The organism is Paenibacillus sp. EKM10P (assembly GCF_011800655.1).
Lineage (GTDB): Bacteria > Bacillota > Bacilli > Paenibacillales > Paenibacillaceae > Paenibacillus > Paenibacillus polymyxa.
On the sequence record NZ_JAALET010000011.1, the window covers coordinates 153,093 to 173,561 of the forward strand.

At 44.1% G+C, this 20,469-nt stretch carries 15 protein-coding genes, 1 rRNA gene and 1 pseudogene; 6 read left to right on the top strand and 11 right to left on the bottom strand.

Going from position 1 to position 20,469, the window contains the following annotated elements:
• The first annotated feature begins 178 nt into the window (after positions 1–178).
• Complete coding sequence (locus HFE01_RS21180; RefSeq protein WP_167442867.1) at positions 179–1,753, top strand: exosporium glycoprotein BclB-related protein; 1,575 nt, start codon at positions 179–181, stop codon at positions 1,751–1,753.
• Between the two features lie 68 nt (positions 1,754–1,821).
• On the opposite strand, the gene nirD is transcribed toward HFE01_RS21180, so the two are convergent.
• Both nirD and nirB read right to left on the bottom strand, forming a co-directional pair.
• Positions 1,822–2,151 carry a nitrite reductase small subunit NirD gene (gene nirD, locus HFE01_RS21185; protein WP_017428677.1) on the bottom strand — a complete coding sequence of 110 codons (330 nt, stop codon included), beginning with the start codon at positions 2,149–2,151 and terminating at the stop codon, positions 1,822–1,824.
• Positions 2,152–2,190: 39 nt separating this feature from the next.
• Positions 2,191–4,620 carry a nitrite reductase large subunit NirB gene (nirB, locus tag HFE01_RS21190; RefSeq protein ID WP_016818403.1) on the bottom strand — a complete coding sequence of 810 codons (2,430 nt, stop codon included), beginning with the start codon at positions 4,618–4,620 and terminating at the stop codon, positions 2,191–2,193.
• 318 nt (positions 4,621–4,938) lie between these two features.
• Between nirB and HFE01_RS21195 the strand changes: the two genes are divergently transcribed.
• The 3 genes from HFE01_RS21195 to HFE01_RS21205 are packed head-to-tail and all read left to right on the top strand — an operon-like array spanning position 4,939 to position 8,916.
• Positions 4,939–6,594, top strand: coding sequence for a spore germination protein (locus HFE01_RS21195; protein ID WP_019686080.1), 1,656 nt, complete (start codon positions 4,939–4,941; stop codon positions 6,592–6,594).
• A gap of 26 nt (positions 6,595–6,620) precedes the next feature.
• A complete protein-coding gene (locus tag HFE01_RS21200) occupies positions 6,621–7,724 on the top strand; it encodes a GerAB/ArcD/ProY family transporter (RefSeq protein ID WP_016818401.1) in 1,104 nt (367 codons plus the stop codon).
• The gene (locus HFE01_RS21205; protein ID WP_017428680.1) at positions 7,717–8,916 is read left to right on the top strand and encodes a Ger(x)C family spore germination protein; all 1,200 of its coding nucleotides are present in this window, start codon (positions 7,717–7,719) and stop codon (positions 8,914–8,916) included. The genes HFE01_RS21200 and HFE01_RS21205 overlap by 8 nt, the downstream gene beginning before the upstream one ends.
• A 121-nt stretch (positions 8,917–9,037) precedes the next feature.
• Here HFE01_RS21205 and treR read toward each other — a convergent pair whose 3' ends face one another.
• From treR to HFE01_RS21225, 4 genes are all read right to left on the bottom strand, one after another.
• Entirely contained in the window at positions 9,038–9,787 is a 750-nt protein-coding gene (gene treR / locus HFE01_RS21210) for a trehalose operon repressor (protein WP_019686078.1), read from the bottom strand.
• Positions 9,788–9,862: 75 nt separating this feature from the next.
• A complete protein-coding gene (gene treP / locus HFE01_RS21215) occupies positions 9,863–11,827 on the bottom strand; it encodes a PTS system trehalose-specific EIIBC component (protein WP_167438635.1) in 1,965 nt (654 codons plus the stop codon).
• Positions 11,828–11,932: 105 nt separating this feature from the next.
• The gene (treC, locus tag HFE01_RS21220; protein ID WP_167438634.1) at positions 11,933–13,660 is read right to left on the bottom strand and encodes an alpha,alpha-phosphotrehalase; all 1,728 of its coding nucleotides are present in this window, start codon (positions 13,658–13,660) and stop codon (positions 11,933–11,935) included.
• A 277-nt stretch (positions 13,661–13,937) separates the two neighbouring features.
• On the bottom strand, positions 13,938–14,519 hold the full coding sequence (locus tag HFE01_RS21225) for a LysE family transporter (RefSeq protein WP_167438633.1): 582 nt from the start codon (positions 14,517–14,519) through the stop codon (positions 13,938–13,940).
• 112 nt (positions 14,520–14,631) lie between these two features.
• On the opposite strand from HFE01_RS21225, the gene HFE01_RS21230 reads away from it, so the two are divergent.
• Positions 14,632–15,186: a helix-turn-helix domain-containing protein gene (locus HFE01_RS21230; RefSeq protein WP_017428683.1), complete on the top strand. Its 555-nt coding sequence runs from the start codon at positions 14,632–14,634 to the stop codon at positions 15,184–15,186.
• Between the two features lie 118 nt (positions 15,187–15,304).
• On the opposite strand, the gene HFE01_RS21235 is transcribed toward HFE01_RS21230, so the two are convergent.
• The 4 genes and pseudogenes from HFE01_RS21235 to HFE01_RS21250 form a co-directional block, all read right to left on the bottom strand.
• Entirely contained in the window at positions 15,305–15,874 is a 570-nt protein-coding gene (locus tag HFE01_RS21235) for a maltose acetyltransferase domain-containing protein (RefSeq protein WP_016818394.1), read from the bottom strand.
• Between the two features lie 25 nt (positions 15,875–15,899).
• Positions 15,900–17,022, bottom strand: a pseudogene (locus tag HFE01_RS21240) (MFS transporter).
• Between the two features lie 297 nt (positions 17,023–17,319).
• Positions 17,320–19,005: a dihydrolipoyl dehydrogenase gene (gene lpdA, locus HFE01_RS21245; protein ID WP_167438632.1), complete on the bottom strand. Its 1,686-nt coding sequence runs from the start codon at positions 19,003–19,005 to the stop codon at positions 17,320–17,322.
• 60 nt (positions 19,006–19,065) lie between these two features.
• Positions 19,066–19,506 (bottom strand): OsmC family protein, encoded by a 441-nt coding sequence (locus HFE01_RS21250; protein ID WP_016818391.1) that lies wholly within the window; start codon positions 19,504–19,506, stop codon positions 19,066–19,068.
• Positions 19,507–19,703: 197 nt separating this feature from the next.
• Between HFE01_RS21250 and HFE01_RS21255 the strand changes: the two genes are divergently transcribed.
• The gene (locus tag HFE01_RS21255) at positions 19,704–20,129 is read left to right on the top strand and encodes a MarR family winged helix-turn-helix transcriptional regulator (protein ID WP_019686071.1); all 426 of its coding nucleotides are present in this window, start codon (positions 19,704–19,706) and stop codon (positions 20,127–20,129) included.
• Between the two features lie 254 nt (positions 20,130–20,383).
• On the opposite strand, the gene rrf is transcribed toward HFE01_RS21255, so the two are convergent.
• Positions 20,384–20,469: ribosomal RNA gene (rrf, locus tag HFE01_RS21260) — 5S ribosomal RNA — on the bottom strand; the annotation flags it as partial.

Genomic DNA, 20,469 nt, shown 5'->3' on the forward strand with positions numbered 1-20,469 from the left:
CACTAAAGCGCGGTCCCAGGCATTTGGGAACCGCGCTTTTGTTATCAATATTTTATTAAGCTTTGCTTGTGTATTCACCCTTTTCACTTCAATAAATATATTATGAATATCTGTAAAACGGGGCGATTAACCATCTGTCACCTCTACAGTAGGCAGAATGAGGAGGAGATACTTGAGCATGAAACATAAAAGACCGTTCAGGTTCAGTGGTGCTTCAAAAAAAGATGAGGACTGCAAACCATCAAAAGATATTAGAAGTATCGAAACGCTTCTCAAGCTTATTAATGAATTGACCTCGATCATCCCACTTGTATTCGCAAACCCTTCTGCGGCTAATGTATCTTTATTGCAACAGATTTTAAGACAATTACTGTCTCTGGCGAAAAGTTTAAGACTTAGAGGCGGGGCTAGGGCAGATTTACTGGCGGCGTTGGAGCTTGCTATAGTAGCGTTAGAAGCCACGCCTTTCTCTCCGATCAGCGTAGGTACTACATTACAGCAACTGCTGGATGCCCTATTATCCATCGTTCTACAGGAATCCCTCAGTCCAACTCTTAAAGACAGTTTAATCCGTGCAATCAGAACTGCGGGAACGACGGTTAGCAACGCACTAAGTGAACCGTATTTGTCAGGGGAGTCCGGCCCACAAGGGCCTCCGGGACCTGTGGGGCCTGGTGGTGCGCCTGGTCCAGCAGGTGTACCGGGCCCTCCAGGACCTCCCGGATCTCCAGGACCTATAGGTGCCGCTGGGCCTGTCGGAGCTGAAGGACCTGCTGGACCTGCTGGGCCTCCGGGAGCTGCTGGACCTGTAGGTGCCGCTGGACCTGCCGGGCCTGTCGGAGCCGCTGGGCCTATCGGGGCCGCCGGACCTGAAGGGCCTGCTGGACCTCCCGGAGGTGTAACAGGCGCTACGGGACCTACCGGCGCTGATGGCCTGCCGGGCGCGGTGGGCGCGGTCGGGCCTGCTGGAGCCACGGGACCTACCGGGGCCGATGGGCTGCCGGGCGCGGTGGGCGCGGTCGGGCCTGCTGGAGCCACTGGAGCGACTGGCGCCGATGGTCTGCCAGGCGCGGTGGGCGCGGCCGGACTCGCTGGACCCACTGGACCGACCGGGGCTGATGGCCTGCCGGGCGCAGTTGGCGCGGCCGGACTCGCCGGAGCCACGGGAGCAACAGGTGTTGGCGGAGCTACCGGAGCCACAGGGGTTACAGGCGTTACTGGAGCCACCGGTTCGGGCGCAATCATCCCATTTGCTTCGGGTGGACCAGCAATTTTGACAACCATTGCCGGCGGACTGATAGGAACCACAAGTTTAATCGGCTTTGGAAGCTCAGCAACAGGCATTAGTCTCGTAGGCGGTATCATTGATCTCACAGGTACGCTTGTAGGATCAGTCATTAACTTTGCTTTCTCCGTTCCACGGGGTGGTGTAATCACATCCATTGCCGGATATTTCAGTACAACTGCTGCTCTAACCCTCTTGGGATCATCCGTTAGCATTACTGCCCAGTTGTTTAGTTCCCCGACACCTAATAACACCTTTATAGCCGTTCCCGGAGCTACCGTTACATTGACCCCCCCGCTAACTGACATCGTTGCATTAGGAACGACTTCTAGTGGTATTGCTACTGGGTTGGCAATACCCGTAACCGCACAAACCCGTCTGCTTATGGTTTTCTCTGCCACAGCTACAGGAATTTCTCTCGTTAATACCGTGGTGGGCTACGCAAGTGCAGGCGTTACCATTACCTAATCCAAAACGAAAAGGGCCCACAGGATTATTCCTGTCGAGCCCTTTTTATTTTCATTCCTTCAAATAAATTAAACCGTTTCGAGCGATATTTTCACTTCTTCTCCCTCTTCACAGACGGCGAACGTTTTAATTTGCCCGTGATCGGGCTCTTGAACGGTGCCCGTCCGCAAATCAATTTTCCAGTCATACAAAGGATCATAAATATAATGTCCCGATACTATCGCCTCTGTAAGAGGACCTCCTTTGGGATGAGGGTTGGTATTTTCAACAGCATAAAGCTCATTCTCCGAAGTGCGGAAAACAGCAATTTCAGTCCCTTTAATGTGGATGGTACGTCCTATTCTAGTCGGAAAATCCTTACTGTGACCGACGACAAGCCATTCGGCATTCTTGATCATTTGCTTGATTGCTCCCTTCCTCAGGCATTTTAGATACAATTACACAATAGATGGAGTGACAACTTCAAATAGATTTTTACGTGTATCCTCATCATTGATGATCTTTTTCCACGGGTCTTCGACCTGTTGTAGTGCAAATTCAATACGTTCTACTAAAGCTTGTCGATTAGCGGTATCGTGAACGACAACCTTCTGAATCTCTTCCAGACCGATCCGTTCCACCCACTCCGAAGTACGTTCCAGATATTGCCCTGTTTCCCGATAGAACTGCATCACGGCTCCTACAATATCAATCAGTTCAGCGTCCGTTTTTACTTTACAGAGTGAATCAGCCAACCGTGCTTTAATACCGCCGTTTCCACCGATAAAGATCTCCCAGCCCCCGTCATTGCCTACGATTCCGATATCTTTTGTACATGATTCCGCACAGTTGCGTGGACAGCCATTAACTGCTAATTTGAATTTTGCTGGGAAATCCAGTCGTTCAAATTTCCGTTCCAGCACTTCTCCCATTCCCATCGAATCCTGTGTACCAAAACGGCAAAATTGCGATCCAACACAGGTTTTAACCGTACGAAGTGATTTCGCGTAGGCATATCCTGAAGGCATATCGAGTTCTTCCCACACTTTAGGCAGATCTTCTTTACGGACACCAATCAAATCCAGCCGCTGTCCCCCAGTTACTTTAACGACTTTAACGTTGTATTTAAGAGAAACATCAGCTATTTTCTTCAGATCCTCTGGAGTCGTTACACCGCCGTACATTCTTGGCACCACTGTAAACGTTCCGTCTTTTTGAATGTTCGCATGCAATCGCTCATTTACAAAGCGGGAATCTCCCTCATTTTCATAGGTATCTGGGTTAATCATCCCTAAATAATAATTCAGCGCCGGACGGCATTTGGAGCATCCTTCATCATTATGCCAACCCAGTACATTCATCACTTCACGCGTAGTTGTCAGCCCTTTGGTTTTGATTGCTTCCACAATCTCATCTCGGCTCAATGTTGTGCAACCACAGATTCCTTGCTTGGCTGACGTCTTGAAGCTGTCTCCAAGAACATATTGCAAAATTTGCTCAACAACTGGCTTACATCCACCACAGGAACGCGTAGCTCCGGTGCATGCCTTAATTTCATCGACTGTGGTTAGTCCATTTTCATTAATTGCATCCACAATCGCCTTTTTAGTTACACCGTTACAGCCACACACAATTTCGTCATCGGCCATCGTTTCAGCGGATGATGTTTTCGCCCCGTGATTGCTGCATCCAGTACCCATGAGCTGTCCATATATTTCATCTGTCATTGGCGTTTGCTGACGCACATATTTTTGAAGACTAGCAGATTCGCTCACATCGCCGAACAGTACAGTCCCCACAATTTTATTATCACGAAGCAGCACTTTTTTGTATGTGCGCTTCCACTCATCCTTTGCTACAATCACCGTATGTTCAGGCTGGGTTATGAATTCGCCAGCTGAGAAAACATCCACCCCTGAAATTTTGAGCTTGGTGGAAACTACCGATCCTGCATAACCTTCGGTATCCGCGCCTGCCAAATGTTTGGCAATTACACTTCCCTGTTCAAACAGCGGAGCTACCAGACCGTAGCAGACCCCACGGTGTTCAACACATTCCCCTACGGCATATACATCCGGCAAGGATGTTTTCATCAAATCATCGACCACAATCCCACGGTTCGTTTCCATACCACTTTCCACAGCTACCTGGATATTAGGCTTGATTCCGACGGCCATTACGACCAAATCCGCTTCCAGCTCACTTCCATCCGAGAAGCGCAATCCTTGTACCCGATCTTGACCGTACACCTCCGCAGTTTGCATTTGCATAGCAAACTTGATTCCCTGGCGTTCCAGTTCTGCTTTCAACATCGCAGACGCTTCCCGGTCCAGCTGACGTTCCATCAAATCTTCCATTAAGTGAACGACCGTAACATCCATTCCTAGGTTGACCAAGCCTTTAGCTGCCTCCAGCCCCAATAGACCTCCGCCAATGACAGCCGCCTTTTTATAGGTCTTTGCCGCTTCCAGCATGGCCGAGCAATCGGCGATATCCCGGAAACCAATAACGCCTGGTAATTCTTTACCCGGAATAGGCAGAATAAACGATTGTGAGCCGGTAGCTACCAAAGCCACGTCGTAGTCAATTTCCAGTCCGTCTTCGGTGCGAATCTTCTTGTGCTCACCGTCGATGCTTTTAACCATTTTTCCTGTATATAAAGTAATTCCTTGATCCGCATACCATTGCAAATCGTTCAGTATAATATCATCTATTGTTTTACTACCTTCCAACACATAAGAGAGCATGATCCTGTTATAGTTCGGATGCGGCTCACTTCCCAGGACTGTAATTTCATATTTATCTGTTAATTTTAAAATTTGTTCGACCGTATTGATACCAGCCATCCCGTTCCCTATAACCACAAGCTTCTTTTTACTGTTTATCATATACCGGTTCCTCCATTCATTCGACGATACTCCCTATCCGACGACATCTCCAACGTTCCTATGAAATTCTGTTTATGCTTCTATTTTAATACAGCAGATAGGTCTATATGTGATTTCAATCACAATGTAGTTAAAATTATGAATATTTAGGGATTTCCCTATTCTATTTCAAGGGATTAAGGTAAGGACCGGAAATCATAGCAGCGTCATCGAATGAATCTTTCCAATTCATGCGTAAATACAACCGTTATAAGGAATACTTTATGAACAACTTGTATCTTAAGGGAGAATGAATTGAATTGCTTGGAGGTAATCATCATGTGGTCTAAAATCATTTCTTATTTTCCTAGCTGGAGTACACTCTTTCAAGCCGGTCTCGCGTTGATTATTCCTTTAGGAATTTATTATATTAACACCTCGATTTATTCGTTTGTCGGCAGTAAAGGAGCCAAATCCAAACATAACGAAGGTCCCATGGATCAGCAGCATGAACCGAGCTCTAAAATTACAGGAAATTATGATTCCGACTTACAGGCAATTCGTGAAGCTATAGGCGAAAATAGTGATGTGCATTTTCGTGAGTTTATGGTGAAGAAATTTCATGCTCGGTCCATGTTAGTCTTCATAGATGGTATGCAGGATGAAAAGCTTATGAGCGAGCAGGTATTAGAGGTCTTGATGTTTGAGGGCCAGCAGGGTCAGGATCAACAGGAACAACCGGAAGGGTTAAGTAACTCTTTTATAAAAGAAAGCCTGATGCCACTTACGCAAATTAGTGAAGTTACCCGTATGGAGGAACTGTACGAGTTCATCCTTTTAGGTCATACCGCCCTATTAATTGAAGGAATGAAGGAAGCGCTACTGGTGGGCCCTCCTAATGGCACTATTCGCTCCGTCAATGAGCCAACTTCTGAAGCATTGCTTCGGGGTCCCAGAATCGGTTTTACGGAAGTATTGAGTGAAAACACTTCGATGCTTCGACGCCAAGGCTTAAATAAAAGTCTGGAAATGAAGAAATTCCAAGTGGGAAGCAGAATCAAAAAGGATCTGGTTATCGCGTATATAAAGGATATTGTGAATCCGGATCTGCTTGAAGAAATAAGCCGCAGAATATCAAAAATAGACATGGATTTTTTACCTGAATCTGGGTATGTGGAACAACTTATCGAAGACAATTATTTAAGTCCATTCCAACAGGCTCATAACACAGAGCGTCCCGATCGTGTCATTAATGCTTTGTTGGAAGGAAGAATTGCGATCTTACTGGATGGTACCCCCTTTGCACTTATTGTCCCGGTGACCTTCAGTATGCTGCTTCAATCTCCCGAGGATTATTATGAGCGATGGATTCCCGGGACACTATTACGTCTGCTACGATTTAGCGGGGCTTTTATAGCGCTTATGGGGCCTGCTCTGTACATTTCTTTTATATCGTTTCATCCCGGTTTAATTCCGACCAAGCTGGTCATTAGCATTATCGAAACCCGTGAAGGCGTCCCATTCCCATCCGTTATAGAGGTCATGATTTTGGAAATCTCTATCGAAATTCTACGAGAGGCCGGCATTCGCCTGCCCAAACCCATTGGCCCTGCGATGGGCATTGTGGGAGGCTTGGTCATCGGCGACGCAGCTGTAAATGCGGGCATCGTTAGTCCATTCCTAGTGATTGTGGTTGCGGTTACTGCCATTTCATCGTTTTCGATACCGACATACAGTGCGGGCATTACCTTGCGTCTTTTGCGTTTTGTCGGAATGCTCTTTGCAGCAATCCTCGGCATGTTTGGGACCATATTGTTCTTTCTGTTAATTTGTATCCATCTAACGAAGTTGAAAAGCTTTGGCGTGCCGTATGTAACTCCCTTTTCCCCTATGCGACCAAGCGATTGGAAGGATTTATACATCCGGGCTCCTATATCTCTGATGAAACGAAGACCTGTCATGATGAAAACGCAGCAACGCAAACGCAGATCATGATGCCCAATAACGAAGGAGGAGCTACTGTGTTTAGACGCTCTGATGATAAGATCACAACGAAGCAGGGGGCTGTATTCCTGACCAATACCGTATTGGGCGCAGGGATCTTGACACTGCCGAGAGGTGTAACTGAACAGGTACAGACTCCTGATGCATGGCTTTCTGTCCTCATCGGTGGAGGTATTGTCATATTCGTCGTCTGGATTATGGTGAAATTAAGTCAGCAGTTCCCCGGGAAAACCGTGTATCAATACTCCAGAAGAATCGTGGGCACAATTCCGGGTGGAATTTTAAGCGTGCTACTGATCCTATACTTTATAATCATAGCTGGCTTTGAGATTCGGGTTTTAGCTGAAGTGACCATGTTTTTCCTACTTGAAGGAACCCCCGTTTGGGCGATTGTGATTCCATTCATCTGGGTAGGGAGTTATTTGGTTTTTGGAGGCATTAATCCCATCGCGCGGCTGTACCAAATTGTACTTCCAATCAGTCTCTTCTTTCTGCTTTTCTGTTTTCTCTTTAGCTTAAGAATCTTCGAAATTGATCACCTTCGCCCCGTATTGAGTGACGGAATATTACCCGTCATCAAGGGGCTAAAATCAACTATTCTTGTCTTCTCTGGATGTGAAGTTGTCATGACACTGGTCGCTTTTTTGCAGCACCCCGAAAAAGCATTTAAGGCCATGGTAGTGGGCATCAGTATCCCTTTAGTTTTGTATTTTTTGACTGTAGTTATGGTAATCGGCGGGCTATCAGTAGATTCTACTGTGACAAGTACTTGGCCTACCATTAATTTGATGCGCAGTTTTGAGATCCCCGGATTTCTTTTTGAACGTCTGGAGTTTCCACTGCTGGTAATCTGGGTGATGCAAATGTTTTGTAATTTCTGCAGTTTTTTCTTCAATGCTTCCTTAGGTGTCTCAGAGGTGTTTGGTCTTAAATATCGTTATGCGATTTTCGGTTTAATCCCGCTTATCTTTATTTCCACGATGACTCCTGTTCGTATGACTGAAGTGTTTAGTCTTGGCGATGAGATCGGATACATGGGAATCGTATTATTTTTTCTGATCCCTGTATTTCTCTCCATCGTGTTCATGATCAGGAAGAAGGGGTTGAAGCAAAATGTGTAGACAATCTACCCTATCCTTACTGCTTGCCTTCATTCTTCTGGTGACTCAAGTCGGCTGTTGGAGTAGCAAGGAAGTGGAGGAGCTTAGCATATATACAGGATTGGCTCTCGATCAGGGAGAGCTCAGTCCATTGGAACAGGATTTGGAGAAGAAAGGCAGCCGTTATTTCAAGAAAAACAAAATTACGGCCAGCGTACAAATCGTCCCCAAGAAATCATCTGGAAGCACAAACCAACAAGGCAGCGGCGGTGGACAAGAACTAAACTATGTAAATATAGCTAGTACTGGAGATTCTTTGCTTGAAATCTTCCGACAGCTCTCTCTTCGTTTGGATCGTCCCGTTATTGGTCACCACCTAAAAGTCATCGTGGTTTCCACCGAACTGGCAAAACAACAGACGATGCAGCAATTGATGGATTTTGTGCTACGTGATAATGATATTCGTCCGAGTTGTATGGTTTTCTTAAGTAAGGAACGAGCAGCCAAAACCTTAGTTACCAAATATACGGGCGAAATCCCATCCATTCATATTCTGAACATGCTTCGTAACCATTTCAGAACCAGCAAGGTAATGAAGGGAGTCAATCTGTCTGAATTGGATGGGTTAATGCACTCCAAAAAAAGCTACATACTGCAAAACATTATTGAGTCTGAGGGTGAATTAGAATTTTCAGGGGCTGGTATTATTAAAGGAGAAACTGGCCACTGGATCGGTACTTTGGGACAACAAGACGTGGAAAGTATTGGATGGATTAAGGGTGATGTTGAGGGCGGAGCTGTCAAAACGTATGACAAGCGAAATGAAGCCATAACTTATGAAATCAAATCGGTAAAGAGCAAAATAACAACTAAAGTGGCCGATGACGATGACATCTCTTTTCACGTAAAAATTGAATCCAAAGGACGTTTAATCGAAAACTGGGATGAGAAGGTAGACCCAACTGAGACGCGAAACATGAAAGAAGCTGAGCTAGAGTTTGAAAAACAAGTGACTAGAAGGGTTAAATCTCTTATGCACAAATTACAATCCGAATATAAAGTCGATGTTGCTGGTTTTGGTGATCACTTGAAAATTGAAGAACCACAGGTGTGGAAAAAAGTAAAAGATGATTGGGATTATAAATTCAGTAAAATCCCTGTAACCTTCGATGTTAAGCTAACCATTACGGATTTAGGTTCCTCAGCCGAATAGTCAACATCTACTCAAATTTGTCCTGGATTCAAAAAAGAACCCCTCTTCTTTAGAAGAGGGGCTTTCCACCACATTGAACTATTCCAATTTAATCACTCGTTCTTGGGTCAACTCTAATGGGTCAGCTTAAAAACTCAGATTTTCTCTCTTCACCATGAGAACGTCTGGCAAAATCGACGAATTGAAATTTATCCAGCCGATGCCTTGATTCGGTATACTGGAACAATGTGGTGTCTTCCAAATAAACATAGTTACGGACTACAACCACATGAGTATAGTTTTGGAGGTCCATCAGCTTACGGTCTTCTTCATCTGCATCTTCTACAGAAACGATCTTTTTAGCATAACTGATTGGAAGATGGAGCTCCCCTTCCAGGTACTCGTAGATAGATTCACGACTAATTTCCTCGGTAAGCACGGGGACAATGTCTGATCGAAAGTAGTCTTTATCCAGTATGACACATTCACCTTCTATTTCACGTGCACGAATGACTTTCCAGACCAAATACTTGTCTTTGTCAATCTCAAGATGAGTAGCTATGTCATCTGGAACGGGAATCAACTGATTTTCATGAACAATCGTTTGTGATTTACGCCCAATACGCTCAGACATTTCTTTGAAACTGACCAATCCCCCTATGGGAAAATCCATCCGTCCTATATCCAGAACAAAAGATCCTTTAGCCTTTATTTTATGGATATACCCATTTTGTGCAAGCAAGTGAAGTGCCTTACGCACGGTCTCACGAGAAGTGTCATACTCCCGGGCCAATTCATTTTCAGAGGGCATTTTCGAACCAGGAGCCAATTCGCCTGTCTGGATTCGTCCCGAGTACTCTTGATAAATTTGCAAAAATATATTCTTAGTCAATTTTCATCACCACGTTTATTGTAGCATTCTTTCACTGACCAGGTTACTAAAATAGGCTAGCAGGATGAATCTGACTTAATCCGTTTTGTTTGATGAAGAATTCAAATGAATTCTCATTAAGACATATTGCAAATCATTCGCCTCACCCGGCAATTCCTCAACTGATTCAATCATATTCTGCCCATCGGGGACAATAACCGGTGTAATGATGGGATATCCCGATTTCTGAATCAGCTCACGGTCAAATTCCATCAGTAGCTGGCCCTGCTCCACGGTTTGACCTGTCTCCACATGCATGGTGAATCCTTCTCCCTTCAATGACACCGTGTTGATTCCTACATGTACCAGTATCTGTACACCTGTCGGATGCTCCAAAATCAAGGCATGCTTGCTTTTCACCATGATGTGAATGACTTTTCCACTGAAAGGGGCAAGAATCCGACCATCCCTCGGTTCCACGGCAATACCTTGCCCCATCTGCCGTTCGGCAAAAGCCGGATCAGGAACCTGTTCCAATGGCACAACATGTCCTAGTACCGGAGTCTTTACTTCAAGCACATCCAGTGCAGAATTTTGTTGGTCCGAATTTTTCCGTATGGAGTCATTAGCTGGTGTAGCTGGAGTCTGACGGCGTTTACTTAGCAGTTTCCCATACATGAAGGTTAAAGCGAACGGTACAATCAATACAATTGCCATCCCGATGAAGAATACGCCCCAGTTGTTTGGGAAAATGGATAGGAAGCCTGGAATCCCTCCTACACCAATGGAAGAAGCCAACACATGATTTACGGTGAGCAGTATACCTGCGATACCGGAACCGATCATTCCGAATACAAACGGATATTTATACCGGATATTCACCCCGAATATGGCAGGTTCGGTCACACCCAGAAACGCAGATACGGAGGAGGTAAGAGCCAATCCTTTTCCCTTTTGCTCCTTCAATACCAGCATCATGGCCAGTGCTCCGGCCCCCTGAGCGATATTGGACAGTGCCAGCATCGGCCATAGGAACGTGCCACCCTGCGTACCAATTAATTGCACGTCCACCGCCAGGAAAGTATGGTGCATTCCCGTAATGACCAGCAAGGAGTAAAAGCCTCCATAAATCAAGCCACCCAGCGCAGGAGCCAAATCGAAAACGTATACAAGACCAGACGTAATTGCATTACCAAGCATAAAAGTAACCGGACCGATCACTGTAAAAGCAAGAAATCCTGTAATTAACAATGTAATCGGAGCTACGAGCAACAGCTTAAATGAATCCGCTATCTTCTTATTGAGGAATTTCTCAATTTGTGCGAGCACGTAAGCGGATACCAAAACGGGTAGAACCTGTCCCTGATAACCAATCTTGTTCACGTGCCAGCCAAACAAATCCCACACCGGAACGGTTCCTTTGGTAACGGCATCCGCATAACTGTATGCACTTAGCAGATCCGGATGAACAAGAATCAAGCCTAGTACAATCCCGAGTAAAGGACTACCGCCAAACCGGACAACAGCCGACCATCCAATCAAAGCAGGTAGAAATGTAAAAGCAGTGCTGGCAATGGTATTAATGATTGCTGCAAAGTCGGTCCATTGAGGGTAGACCTGAACCAGAGACATTCCTTCGAAAAAGATTCCATTGCCTGTCAAAATATTATTGATCCCAAGTAATAAACCTGCAGTCACGATCGCGGGCAAAATCGGAATAAAGATATCTGCCAGCGTCTTGATGGCACGCTGAATCGGGTTTTGTTTTTTACTAGCGGCGTTTTTAACATCGTCCTTAGAAGCCCGACTGCCTCCTGTAATGGAGATCATTTCGTCATACACCTTATCGACCAGACCTGGACCAATCACGACCTGATACTGTCCTTGTGAAGAAAATTGGCCTTTGACCAGATCATTTTGTTCGAGTGCTTCTTTATCGACCAGCTTATCATCATAAAGGGCAAATCGCAGACGAGTTACGCAATGCGTAGAGGCCTCTATGTTGTCTTTACCACCAACGGCTTTTATAATGTCTTCCACCTGTGCTCTTCCAATCGCCATCTAGTCCACTCCCTCGACGTTTGCTCATTTTTAAAGCAGCACCCCGGCTTAAAAATAAATGTACTACCGGGGTACTACTAGATGTTTCCATACTATTCACTAAGGTTAACGAACAATCCACATATAGGAAGCATACGGAGTCAAAGAGACCACCTGATTTAGCTGCGGAGCGTGCTGGGTATTACCGATTAAAAGCTCAGCCGCAACCCCTGCTTGATTATCTAATGATGAATAAAATGAATCCGGTATACGGAACTGTACATCCTGCCCGCTAAAATTAGAGATGACGACCAAAGTCTCCTGTTCATTGCTGCGTTGATAGGCATAGACCTGAGGGTGGGCTTCATCCAAGCGTTGATAATCCCCATCGGTGATGACCTGTACCGCCTTACGCAGATGAATCAGCTTTCGATAATGATTATAGATCGAGTTCGGGTCCTCTAACTGGGACTGAACGTTGATATGTGGATATCGTTCATCTACCTTAATCCAAGGCGTGCCTGTAGTGAAACCTGCATTGCGAGTATTATCCCACTGCATGGGTGTCCTCGAATTATCACGGGACCGCTCTCGAATGATATCCAACGCTTCCTCTGCGCTTTTGCCTTGCTCCTGCAAGATACGATACATATTCAGCGATTCAACATCCCGAAACTCTTCAATATCTGACCACTGCGGATTGGGCATTCCAATCTCTTCACCTTGAAATATATAAGGTGTTCCCTGAAGTCCATGTAGCGTGGTGGCCAGTAGCTTGGCGCTTTCCACATGGTATTCACCATCATCCAAAAAGCGAGAAATCGCTCTTGGCTGATCATGATTGTTAAAAAACAATGCACTCCAGCCGCCACCCTGTTGCATGCCAATCTGCCAATCCGAAAATAGCCTTTTCAGCATTTCAAAATCATAAGGCATGAGTTCCCACTTTTGCCCATTAGGATAATCCACCTTCAAATGATGAAAATTAAAGGTCATAGATAATTCTTTTCTGTCTGGATTGGAATAACGGATACAATGATCCAGTGAGGTGGAGGACATCTCCCCTACAGTGACGCTGTTATATGTTGAGAATACTTTCTCATGTAATTCATGAAGGTATTCATGCACATGCGGACCATCCGTATAATACTTACGCCCGTCCCCAGGAGCCGTGCTTCCATCATCGTCCGAGAATTGCCGATCCTTGGAGATCAAATTAATGACATCAAGTCGGAAGCCACTAACTCCCTTCTCAGCCCAAAACTCCAGCACATTAACAACTTCTTGGCGAACTTTGGGATTTTCCCAGTTTAAATCCGCCTGCGTCTTATCAAACAGTGTCAAGAAGTATTGGTTTGTCGCCTCGTCATACTGCCAAGCTGGTCCACCAAACTTGGAAATCCAGTTGTTCGGAGGTCCTCCATCGGGTGCTGGGTCACGCCAGATATAATAATCCCTGTATTCATTATCCTTAGAAAGCCGCGCCTGCTCAAACCAGACATGTTCTGTGGAAGAATGGTTAACCACGATGTCGATCATCAAGTGCATCCCACGCGCCCGAATTTCCTGGCTCAATTCTTCAAAATCCTGCATTGTTCCATAATCAGGATTAATCCGGCAATAATCGGCTACATCATACCCGTTATCGCGCTGTGGCGAGACATATACAGGCTGCAACCAGATAATATCAACACCCAGTCCTTGCAGATAATCCAGCTTTTGTGTCAGACCTCTTATATCACCGGTTCCTTTGCCCGTCGTATCGTTAAAACTTTTGGGATAAACCTGATAGACGACCGATTTGCGCCACCAGTCTTGATCTTCAGGAATTAAAGCCTTGTTCATTGCTTCCATTCATGCTCATTCCTTTCTTACGAAATGAAGTAGCGTAAAAGAATTTAATATAACGCTTTCAACTTCTTGTATATACAAGATTAAATCATGTATATACAAGTTGTCAATATACTTTATGTATTAAGGTAATACCCGTTTTACGACTAAATGATCAGGAAACTCATCCATTCTGTCCGGATTATATTTCATGAATCTTTGAATAAGCTCTGTTCACACGAAAAAGGCTCCTGCTTATAAGTCAGGAACCTCTCTTTTAAATCGTGAATACGGTATTTATTTAAATCCATATGGATAGTGCACTATAAAGGAGCAATAAGGCCATAATGACATTGAAGGAGCGCTCATACTTATTCAAGAAGCGCTGGAACATGGCTCCGAAAATCGCCCAGCACATTACAGCTACAAAACCAATACAGGTCAGGAGTAACGAGATCGTAAACATTGTCATATACGACACATCATACGGCATAACAAACGTTGAAATGACCGTAATACCATACAAAATGATTTTTAAATTGATAAATTGCAGCAGCAGTCCTGATTTGAAGGAATATCCTTCATTGTGGTCATTATCCTCCGAAGTAGATTTGCTCTTTGCTATTTTTACTGCCAGATAAAGCATGTACAGACTACCAAGAACATTCATCCAGATTTTAACCCGAGGCAAGAAATGATATAAAGCTAGATTAAAATAGCAGGCTAACAGCATAATAGCGAAACAGCCTGCTGTTATTCCCAGTAAGAATGGAAAAGCTCTCTTCAAACCTAACCGCCTGGCACTGTCCAATGACATAATATTGTTGGGGCCTGGCGTAAAGCTAGTAACAAGTACATAAGATAAAAATGGAATAAACGGCATGCAACAATCAACTCCAGTGTGTTATAATTGAATAAAATGTACGTTGAAACGCACATTTGTACTTCATGATTGTACATCATGTTCTTTATATAGCACAAGAGGGGACGAAGAAATGATGGAGAATATTAATTTGATTTTAAGTAAAAATCTAAAACATCTACGAAATGAAAGAAAATTGAGTTTAGATAAATTAGCTGACCTGACGGGGATCAGTAAAACGATGCTCGGCCAGATTGAACGCGGAGAATCTAATCCTTCGATTACAACGGTATGGAAAATTGCGAACGGTCTGAAAATATCATTCACTGCCCTGATTAGCGAGCCGCCTGCCGATGCCATAGTCGTTCCTAAAAGCAAAGTACAAGTGCTTGAAGAAAGCAATCACTATCGCTTGTATCCGTTTTTCCCCTATGAAGGAAATAGAAATTTTGAGGTCTATACCGTAGAGATTGAACCAGGCGGGGAACTGAGTTCTGCCCCACACCGTGAGGGTACTGAAGAATTTATTACCGTATTTGAGGGTGAAATGGTGGTAAAAGTTAGCGAAGAAATGTACACGGTGAAAGCTGGAGATTCGATCCGCTTTAAAGCAGACCGTCCACATATATACTATAATTCGGGAGAAACACTGGTACGCATGAATATGATCATTTATTACTCTGTATAGTTCAATTCTTAAAGAGCATACATGTAAAAGCCCTTAAATTAAATGATCCTATTAAAATAAAGAGCTCTTTTAATAGGATCATCGGTACAAATATTAAATGATTAGACCTGTATAGCGTTTATGAGATTTCAATTTGCTTAATTATTCGTGCTGGATTTCCAGCTACAACTACATTATCTGGAACATCCTTGGTTACTATTGCTCCTGATGCCACTACGACATTATCGCCTATCGTAATACCGGGATTAATAACAGCTCTACCGCCGATCCATACATTGTTACCAATCGTTACAGGCTTTCCATACTCTGCCCCAGCGATTCTTTCAAATGGATCAATGGGATGAGTCGCTGTGTAAATATGCACTCCTGGGGCCAAAAAACAATTATCTCCAATACGCACCTCACAAACATCCAAAATAGTACAGTCGAAGTTGGCATAGAAATTTTCCCCAACATGGATGTTGTATCCGTAGTCACAACGTATGTTGGGTTCCATGTTTATATTTTCGCCCGTTGATCCGAAAAGCTCCTTAAGTAACTTTTCACGATAATCGCTATCCGCCTCCGTCGTCTGATTAAAGAGACGTACACATCTTCTCGCATACTCTCTTTCACTTGTTAATTGAGGATCAGCAGCTACATACAGCTCCCCATCCAGCATCTTTTGTTTTTCCGTTTTCATAGACATGTAACAATCTCCTTTATATTTTAATTCATTTCTTTTCTTTCATCCCCACAGGCTGGGCAGCACCCGATATCAAACCAGCCGCCATAACGCCAATAAGCACTACAATTAAGGCATGCAGGAGACCCACCTGTTCACCTAAAAGCCCTAATCCCGGAGGACCCACTAGAAAGGCAATATAACCAATTGTGGCTACGGCTCCTACCCGGATAGCTGCACCACGAGGGTCATCTCCTGCAGCTGACAGGCCGACAGGAAAACCAAGTGAAGCTCCAAGCCCCCACAGCAGCCAGGACAGCACTTCCTTTCAACACAGGGACGCGGCCGTATTTATCCAGTATAAATCCACCCGTGAAACGTCCAATGGTCATCGCTGCCACAAATAGCCCATACATATAGGAGCCTGTTAAGGAGTCCACGCCATAACCATCTACCATCGTTAGCGGCAGCCAGTCATTCGCGGCCCCTTCTGCAATCGCCATCCCGAGCACGATGATACCAATCAGTAGGATTCGCCTTTCTTTCCAGACAGCAAGCTGAACCTTGATATTAGATCCAACCTTGTACGTAGAAATAACCTTTTCTTTACCTGTATCGTGGGGCAAATAACGATACAAATACAAAATTACCGTGGCAATCATGGCAGCCATAGCTCCAAAATGAATCACAACAGGTATGTGTAGTGCAGCTGCTCCAGAACCGATGACAGCCCCTACAAGGGTCCCCAAACTAAACGAACCGTGAAAGGCGGGCAAGAGCGTTTTATTCAACTGATTTTCTACCGCAGAACCTTCGACGTTAAGAGCTACTTCTGCTGTGCCATAGCCACCACCAAAGATGACCAAACCAACAAACACGATGTTCGTGAGCGAAAATGCAGTTCCCAACCCTACAATGACAAAACCAATCCCAATCAAAAGCGCACTTCCCAGAATGACCGACCGTCCACCTATACGAGAAATAACATTGCCCGCACTAAGTAATCCCAATAAGGAACCCGCGGCTAATCCAAAAATAATAATCCCCATTTCGGCAGTCGAGACATGCAAAATATCCCGTATGACAGGCGTGCGGGACACCCAGGAAGCAAAAGCTACACCCGGTAAAGCGAATAACAAAAATAAAATATTACGAACTATCCTAGGATTCATGGAGGGTTCTCCTGTCATCGATGAGCTCCTTAGCGAGACTTTTTATAAATCTTTTAATAAGTATTATTATAATATATTATTCTGATCGCATCCAGCACTTTTTTGTCAAAAATACCTGGGCAGTGTGATAAGCTGAGGGCAGCGGCCTCCAGTTTTTAGTGCTTCATCATTACAAGCTTTTTCTCCATCCCCCAAGGCCAGTTTCGTATATGTACCTTACATGAACATCCAATAATAAAAAAGGAATGCTTCCTTGTCCGCTTACTCAGACTAGAAGTATTCCTTTTATTTTTGATATTACGCTTGATGAAGCGCTCCAATGCTAAGGCCAAACGCGGCTTCGTGAATCACTTCTCCTGTCGTTGGATGAGCAAAAACGGTTTGCATGATTTGCTGCTCCGTCAGCTCATTGGCAATCGCCAATGTCAGGCTACTGATTAAAGATGATGCATCTGGACCAATGATCGATCCACCCACAATTTTTTGTGACCCATTATCCTTTAACAATTTAATAAAGCCTTCCGATTCATTCATCGTTAATGCTTTCCCATTGCTGGAGAACGAAACTTTGCTTACACTGAAATCCATTCCCTCTTGCTTGCATTGATCCTCTAATATACCAACACTTGCGATTTCGGGTGAAGTGAAGATGACATTGGGAATGGCAGCATAGTGCATACCTTCCGTTCCACCCATGATGGCATCAATAGCCGTGATCCCCTGATGGGAGGCGACATGGGCAAGCTTCATAATATCCGTCACATCACCAATGGCATAGATATGTTCGACGTTTGTACGCATATATTTGTTAACAGCAATGCCTTGCCCACGCTCATTGCGCTGGATACCCGCTTGTTCAATATCCAGTCCGTCCAAATTGGGCTCACGTCCGATCGCAACAAGCACTTTCTCGCTAACTAACAAATGCTCACCTTGTTTGTTTTCATAGGTGACAATAGCCTGTCCATCGTCCGCCTGTTGGATTTTAGATACCTTGGATTGGGTATGGATATGAATCCCAGCATTTTCTGCCGAATGTTTAATTTCTTCTGAAATATCACTGTCAACCATGGTCAACAAACGATCCATAAATTCTACCACGTGAACCTCTACGCCGAAATTACGATAAATGAAGGCAAACTCCATACCAATCACACCACCGCCAATAATCGTAATACTTTTTGGTAGTTCAGTAGAGGCAAGGGCATCGGTGCTATTCATTACAAAAGGAAGATTGATGCCAGGAATATTCACTTTGGTAATTTTGGAGCCTGTCGCAATAATGATATCTTTTGCTGTAACCTGGTAATGTCGTTGTCCTTTGACGCTTACTTGTGTGGCAGATAAAAAGGCAGCTTGACCGCGAATAATTTCAATATTATTTTTTTCCATTAAATAATCAATACCCGAAATCAACTTTCCTTTGATCTCATCTTTACGACGAATGACCTGTTTCATATCGACTTGAAGATCTGTTCCCGCATGAATACCAAACAAAGACGATTCCTTGATATGGTGACAAATCTCAGAAGACTTCACCAGGGATTTAGTTGGAATACAACCTACATTAAGACAGGTGCCACCCAATTCCTCTTTTTCCACCAAGGCCACCTTTATTCCTTTTTTAGCGGCATAAATCGCTGCCACATACCCTCCAGGTCCGGCTCCAATAATTAGCAAATCCACGTTCTTATCCACTATAGGTTGTTCCACCTTGATAGCCTGTGATGCTACTGTAGACGTCCCCTCTTCGGTAGCAGCTTCAATTGTAAATAAGGCCTGATTAGAGGATACTTCGTCGCCTTCTTGAAAGTGGATTTTACTAATACTTCCTTCGACATTTGCTGTAATTTCTCGAACACCTTTGCCTGTCTCAACCTCAAGAAGTACATCCCCAAAGGAAACGTTCTGTCCGAGCTGGACGTGATTTTTGCTAGCTTTCCCTTTTTTTCCTCCAGGGATCATTGACATTTTAACTTCCATAATTTTTTCAAACCCCTTCACGACCAAAAGAGAATTCATTGAGCCCTTTTAGCGAAAAATTTAATGTCTGACTACGCCTGCTTGTACCAATTTAACCCCATTAGCCAAACAATCCCCAACCGGACAGGTCTTTTCGACAAACGCTGCAAAAGCTTCTGCTTTTTCTTGGCTCTCTGTCGTTTTAAAGTGCATGGCAAAACGTATTTCCTGAAATCCACATCGAACATCCGCTAACCCCATGAACCCATCCGGGTCCAAATCTCCTTCCAGCTCTACATGGAATTCTTCATATGAGAACCCAAAGCCTTCGGCAAAAGCAGCAACAACGATCGACTGACATGCACCAAGCGCACACAGAAGTGCTTCAACCGGATTCATCGCTTTGTCGGTTCCACCAAAATCTTCAGGCTCATCCATCACAATTTTGAACCCTCTGGATTGAGCTTCCACTTGCAACCCTTCAGGTAATTTTTTTGCAGTAGCTTTAAATGTAGTTAACATAAATATAACCTCCCGTTTACTTTGTGAAATAAATAACTTTCTTCAGGGAAATTGTAGCACTCTTAGTTTCGAAAATCAATAGTTAGCTAAGTAATTTTTTTAGTTGTTAGTATCTGATATGATGAAAAGTACAAAGGTCTGTTATACTTAAGTTGATGTATAAGAAATATAGTTCAGTTGAATGGGTTGGTGTGGCCATGTTTAACTTAGAGGATTGTCTTGCTTTTATTACCAATCGTAGTGGAAAAATCTTTTCGGAAGCCTTGGAGAAAGAATTTCGACCTTATAACATTACTAGGAGTCAATGGATTGCGATGTATTATATCAATACACACAAATCCATGACTCAACGGGAACTCGCAGAAGAATTGTCGATTAAGGAGCCAAGTGTAGTGCGGCTGCTACAAAAACTAGAAGCCGAAGGATATTTACTTCGTAGTATTGATGATGCAGACAAACGAATGAAACAAATTCAATTATCCGATCTTGGTACGCAGGTTTGCCTTAAGCTTCTGCCGATTGCTGAGAAGTTTAAGCAAGACACCATTGCTGGGATCTCTCAGGACGATCTTCATATCTTTGAGAGTGTGCTTCAGAGAATGGTTGATAACACAAGGAAATAACAAGTATAGAAAAACGACCAGGAAGGTACCTCCCTTGGTCGTTTTTCTTATAAAGCACGCATGTAATTGCTGGTTTACACTTCTATACTTACTGTAAAAGTAGAAGTAAATGGTTAAGTAAGCACAGGAGTAGTGGCACATGAATATCTTACTGTTTTTTCATAAAAAAGTGCGTAAATGAAATCGCATTTCTAAGATCGGCTTAATTCCAAAAAAAAAGACACACCCCTTAATGGGATGTGCCTTTTTTTCTTGCTTGGCGGCGTCCTACTCTCCCAGGACCCTGCGGTCCAAGTACCATCGGCGCTGGAGGGCTTAACGGTCGTGTTCGGGATGGGTA

Excerpts from the sequence above, each read along its gene's own strand:
- lpdA (WP_167438632.1), bottom strand. The coding sequence starts at position 19,005 with ATGGAAGTTAAAATGTCAATGATCCCTGGAGGAAAAAAAGGGAAAGCT.
- treP (WP_167438635.1), bottom strand. The coding sequence starts at position 11,827 with ATGGCGATTGGAAGAGCACAGGTGGAAGACATTATAAAAGCCGTTGGT.
- HFE01_RS21235 (WP_016818394.1), bottom strand. The coding sequence starts at position 15,874 with ATGTCTATGAAAACGGAAAAACAAAAGATGCTGGATGGGGAGCTGTAT.
- HFE01_RS21180 (WP_167442867.1), top strand. The coding sequence starts at position 179 with ATGAAACATAAAAGACCGTTCAGGTTCAGTGGTGCTTCAAAAAAAGAT.
- HFE01_RS21205 (WP_017428680.1), top strand. The coding sequence starts at position 7,717 with ATGTGTAGACAATCTACCCTATCCTTACTGCTTGCCTTCATTCTTCTG.
- HFE01_RS21225 (WP_167438633.1), bottom strand. The coding sequence starts at position 14,519 with ATGCCGTTTATTCCATTTTTATCTTATGTACTTGTTACTAGCTTTACG.
- HFE01_RS21255 (WP_019686071.1), top strand. The coding sequence starts at position 19,704 with ATGTTTAACTTAGAGGATTGTCTTGCTTTTATTACCAATCGTAGTGGA.
- HFE01_RS21250 (WP_016818391.1), bottom strand. The coding sequence starts at position 19,506 with ATGTTAACTACATTTAAAGCTACTGCAAAAAAATTACCTGAAGGGTTG.
- HFE01_RS21230 (WP_017428683.1), top strand. The coding sequence starts at position 14,632 with ATGATGGAGAATATTAATTTGATTTTAAGTAAAAATCTAAAACATCTA.
- HFE01_RS21195 (WP_019686080.1), top strand. The coding sequence starts at position 4,939 with ATGTGGTCTAAAATCATTTCTTATTTTCCTAGCTGGAGTACACTCTTT.
- treC (WP_167438634.1), bottom strand. The coding sequence starts at position 13,660 with ATGGAAGCAATGAACAAGGCTTTAATTCCTGAAGATCAAGACTGGTGG.
- nirD (WP_017428677.1), bottom strand. The coding sequence starts at position 2,151 with ATGATCAAGAATGCCGAATGGCTTGTCGTCGGTCACAGTAAGGATTTT.
- nirB (WP_016818403.1), bottom strand. The coding sequence starts at position 4,620 with ATGATAAACAGTAAAAAGAAGCTTGTGGTTATAGGGAACGGGATGGCT.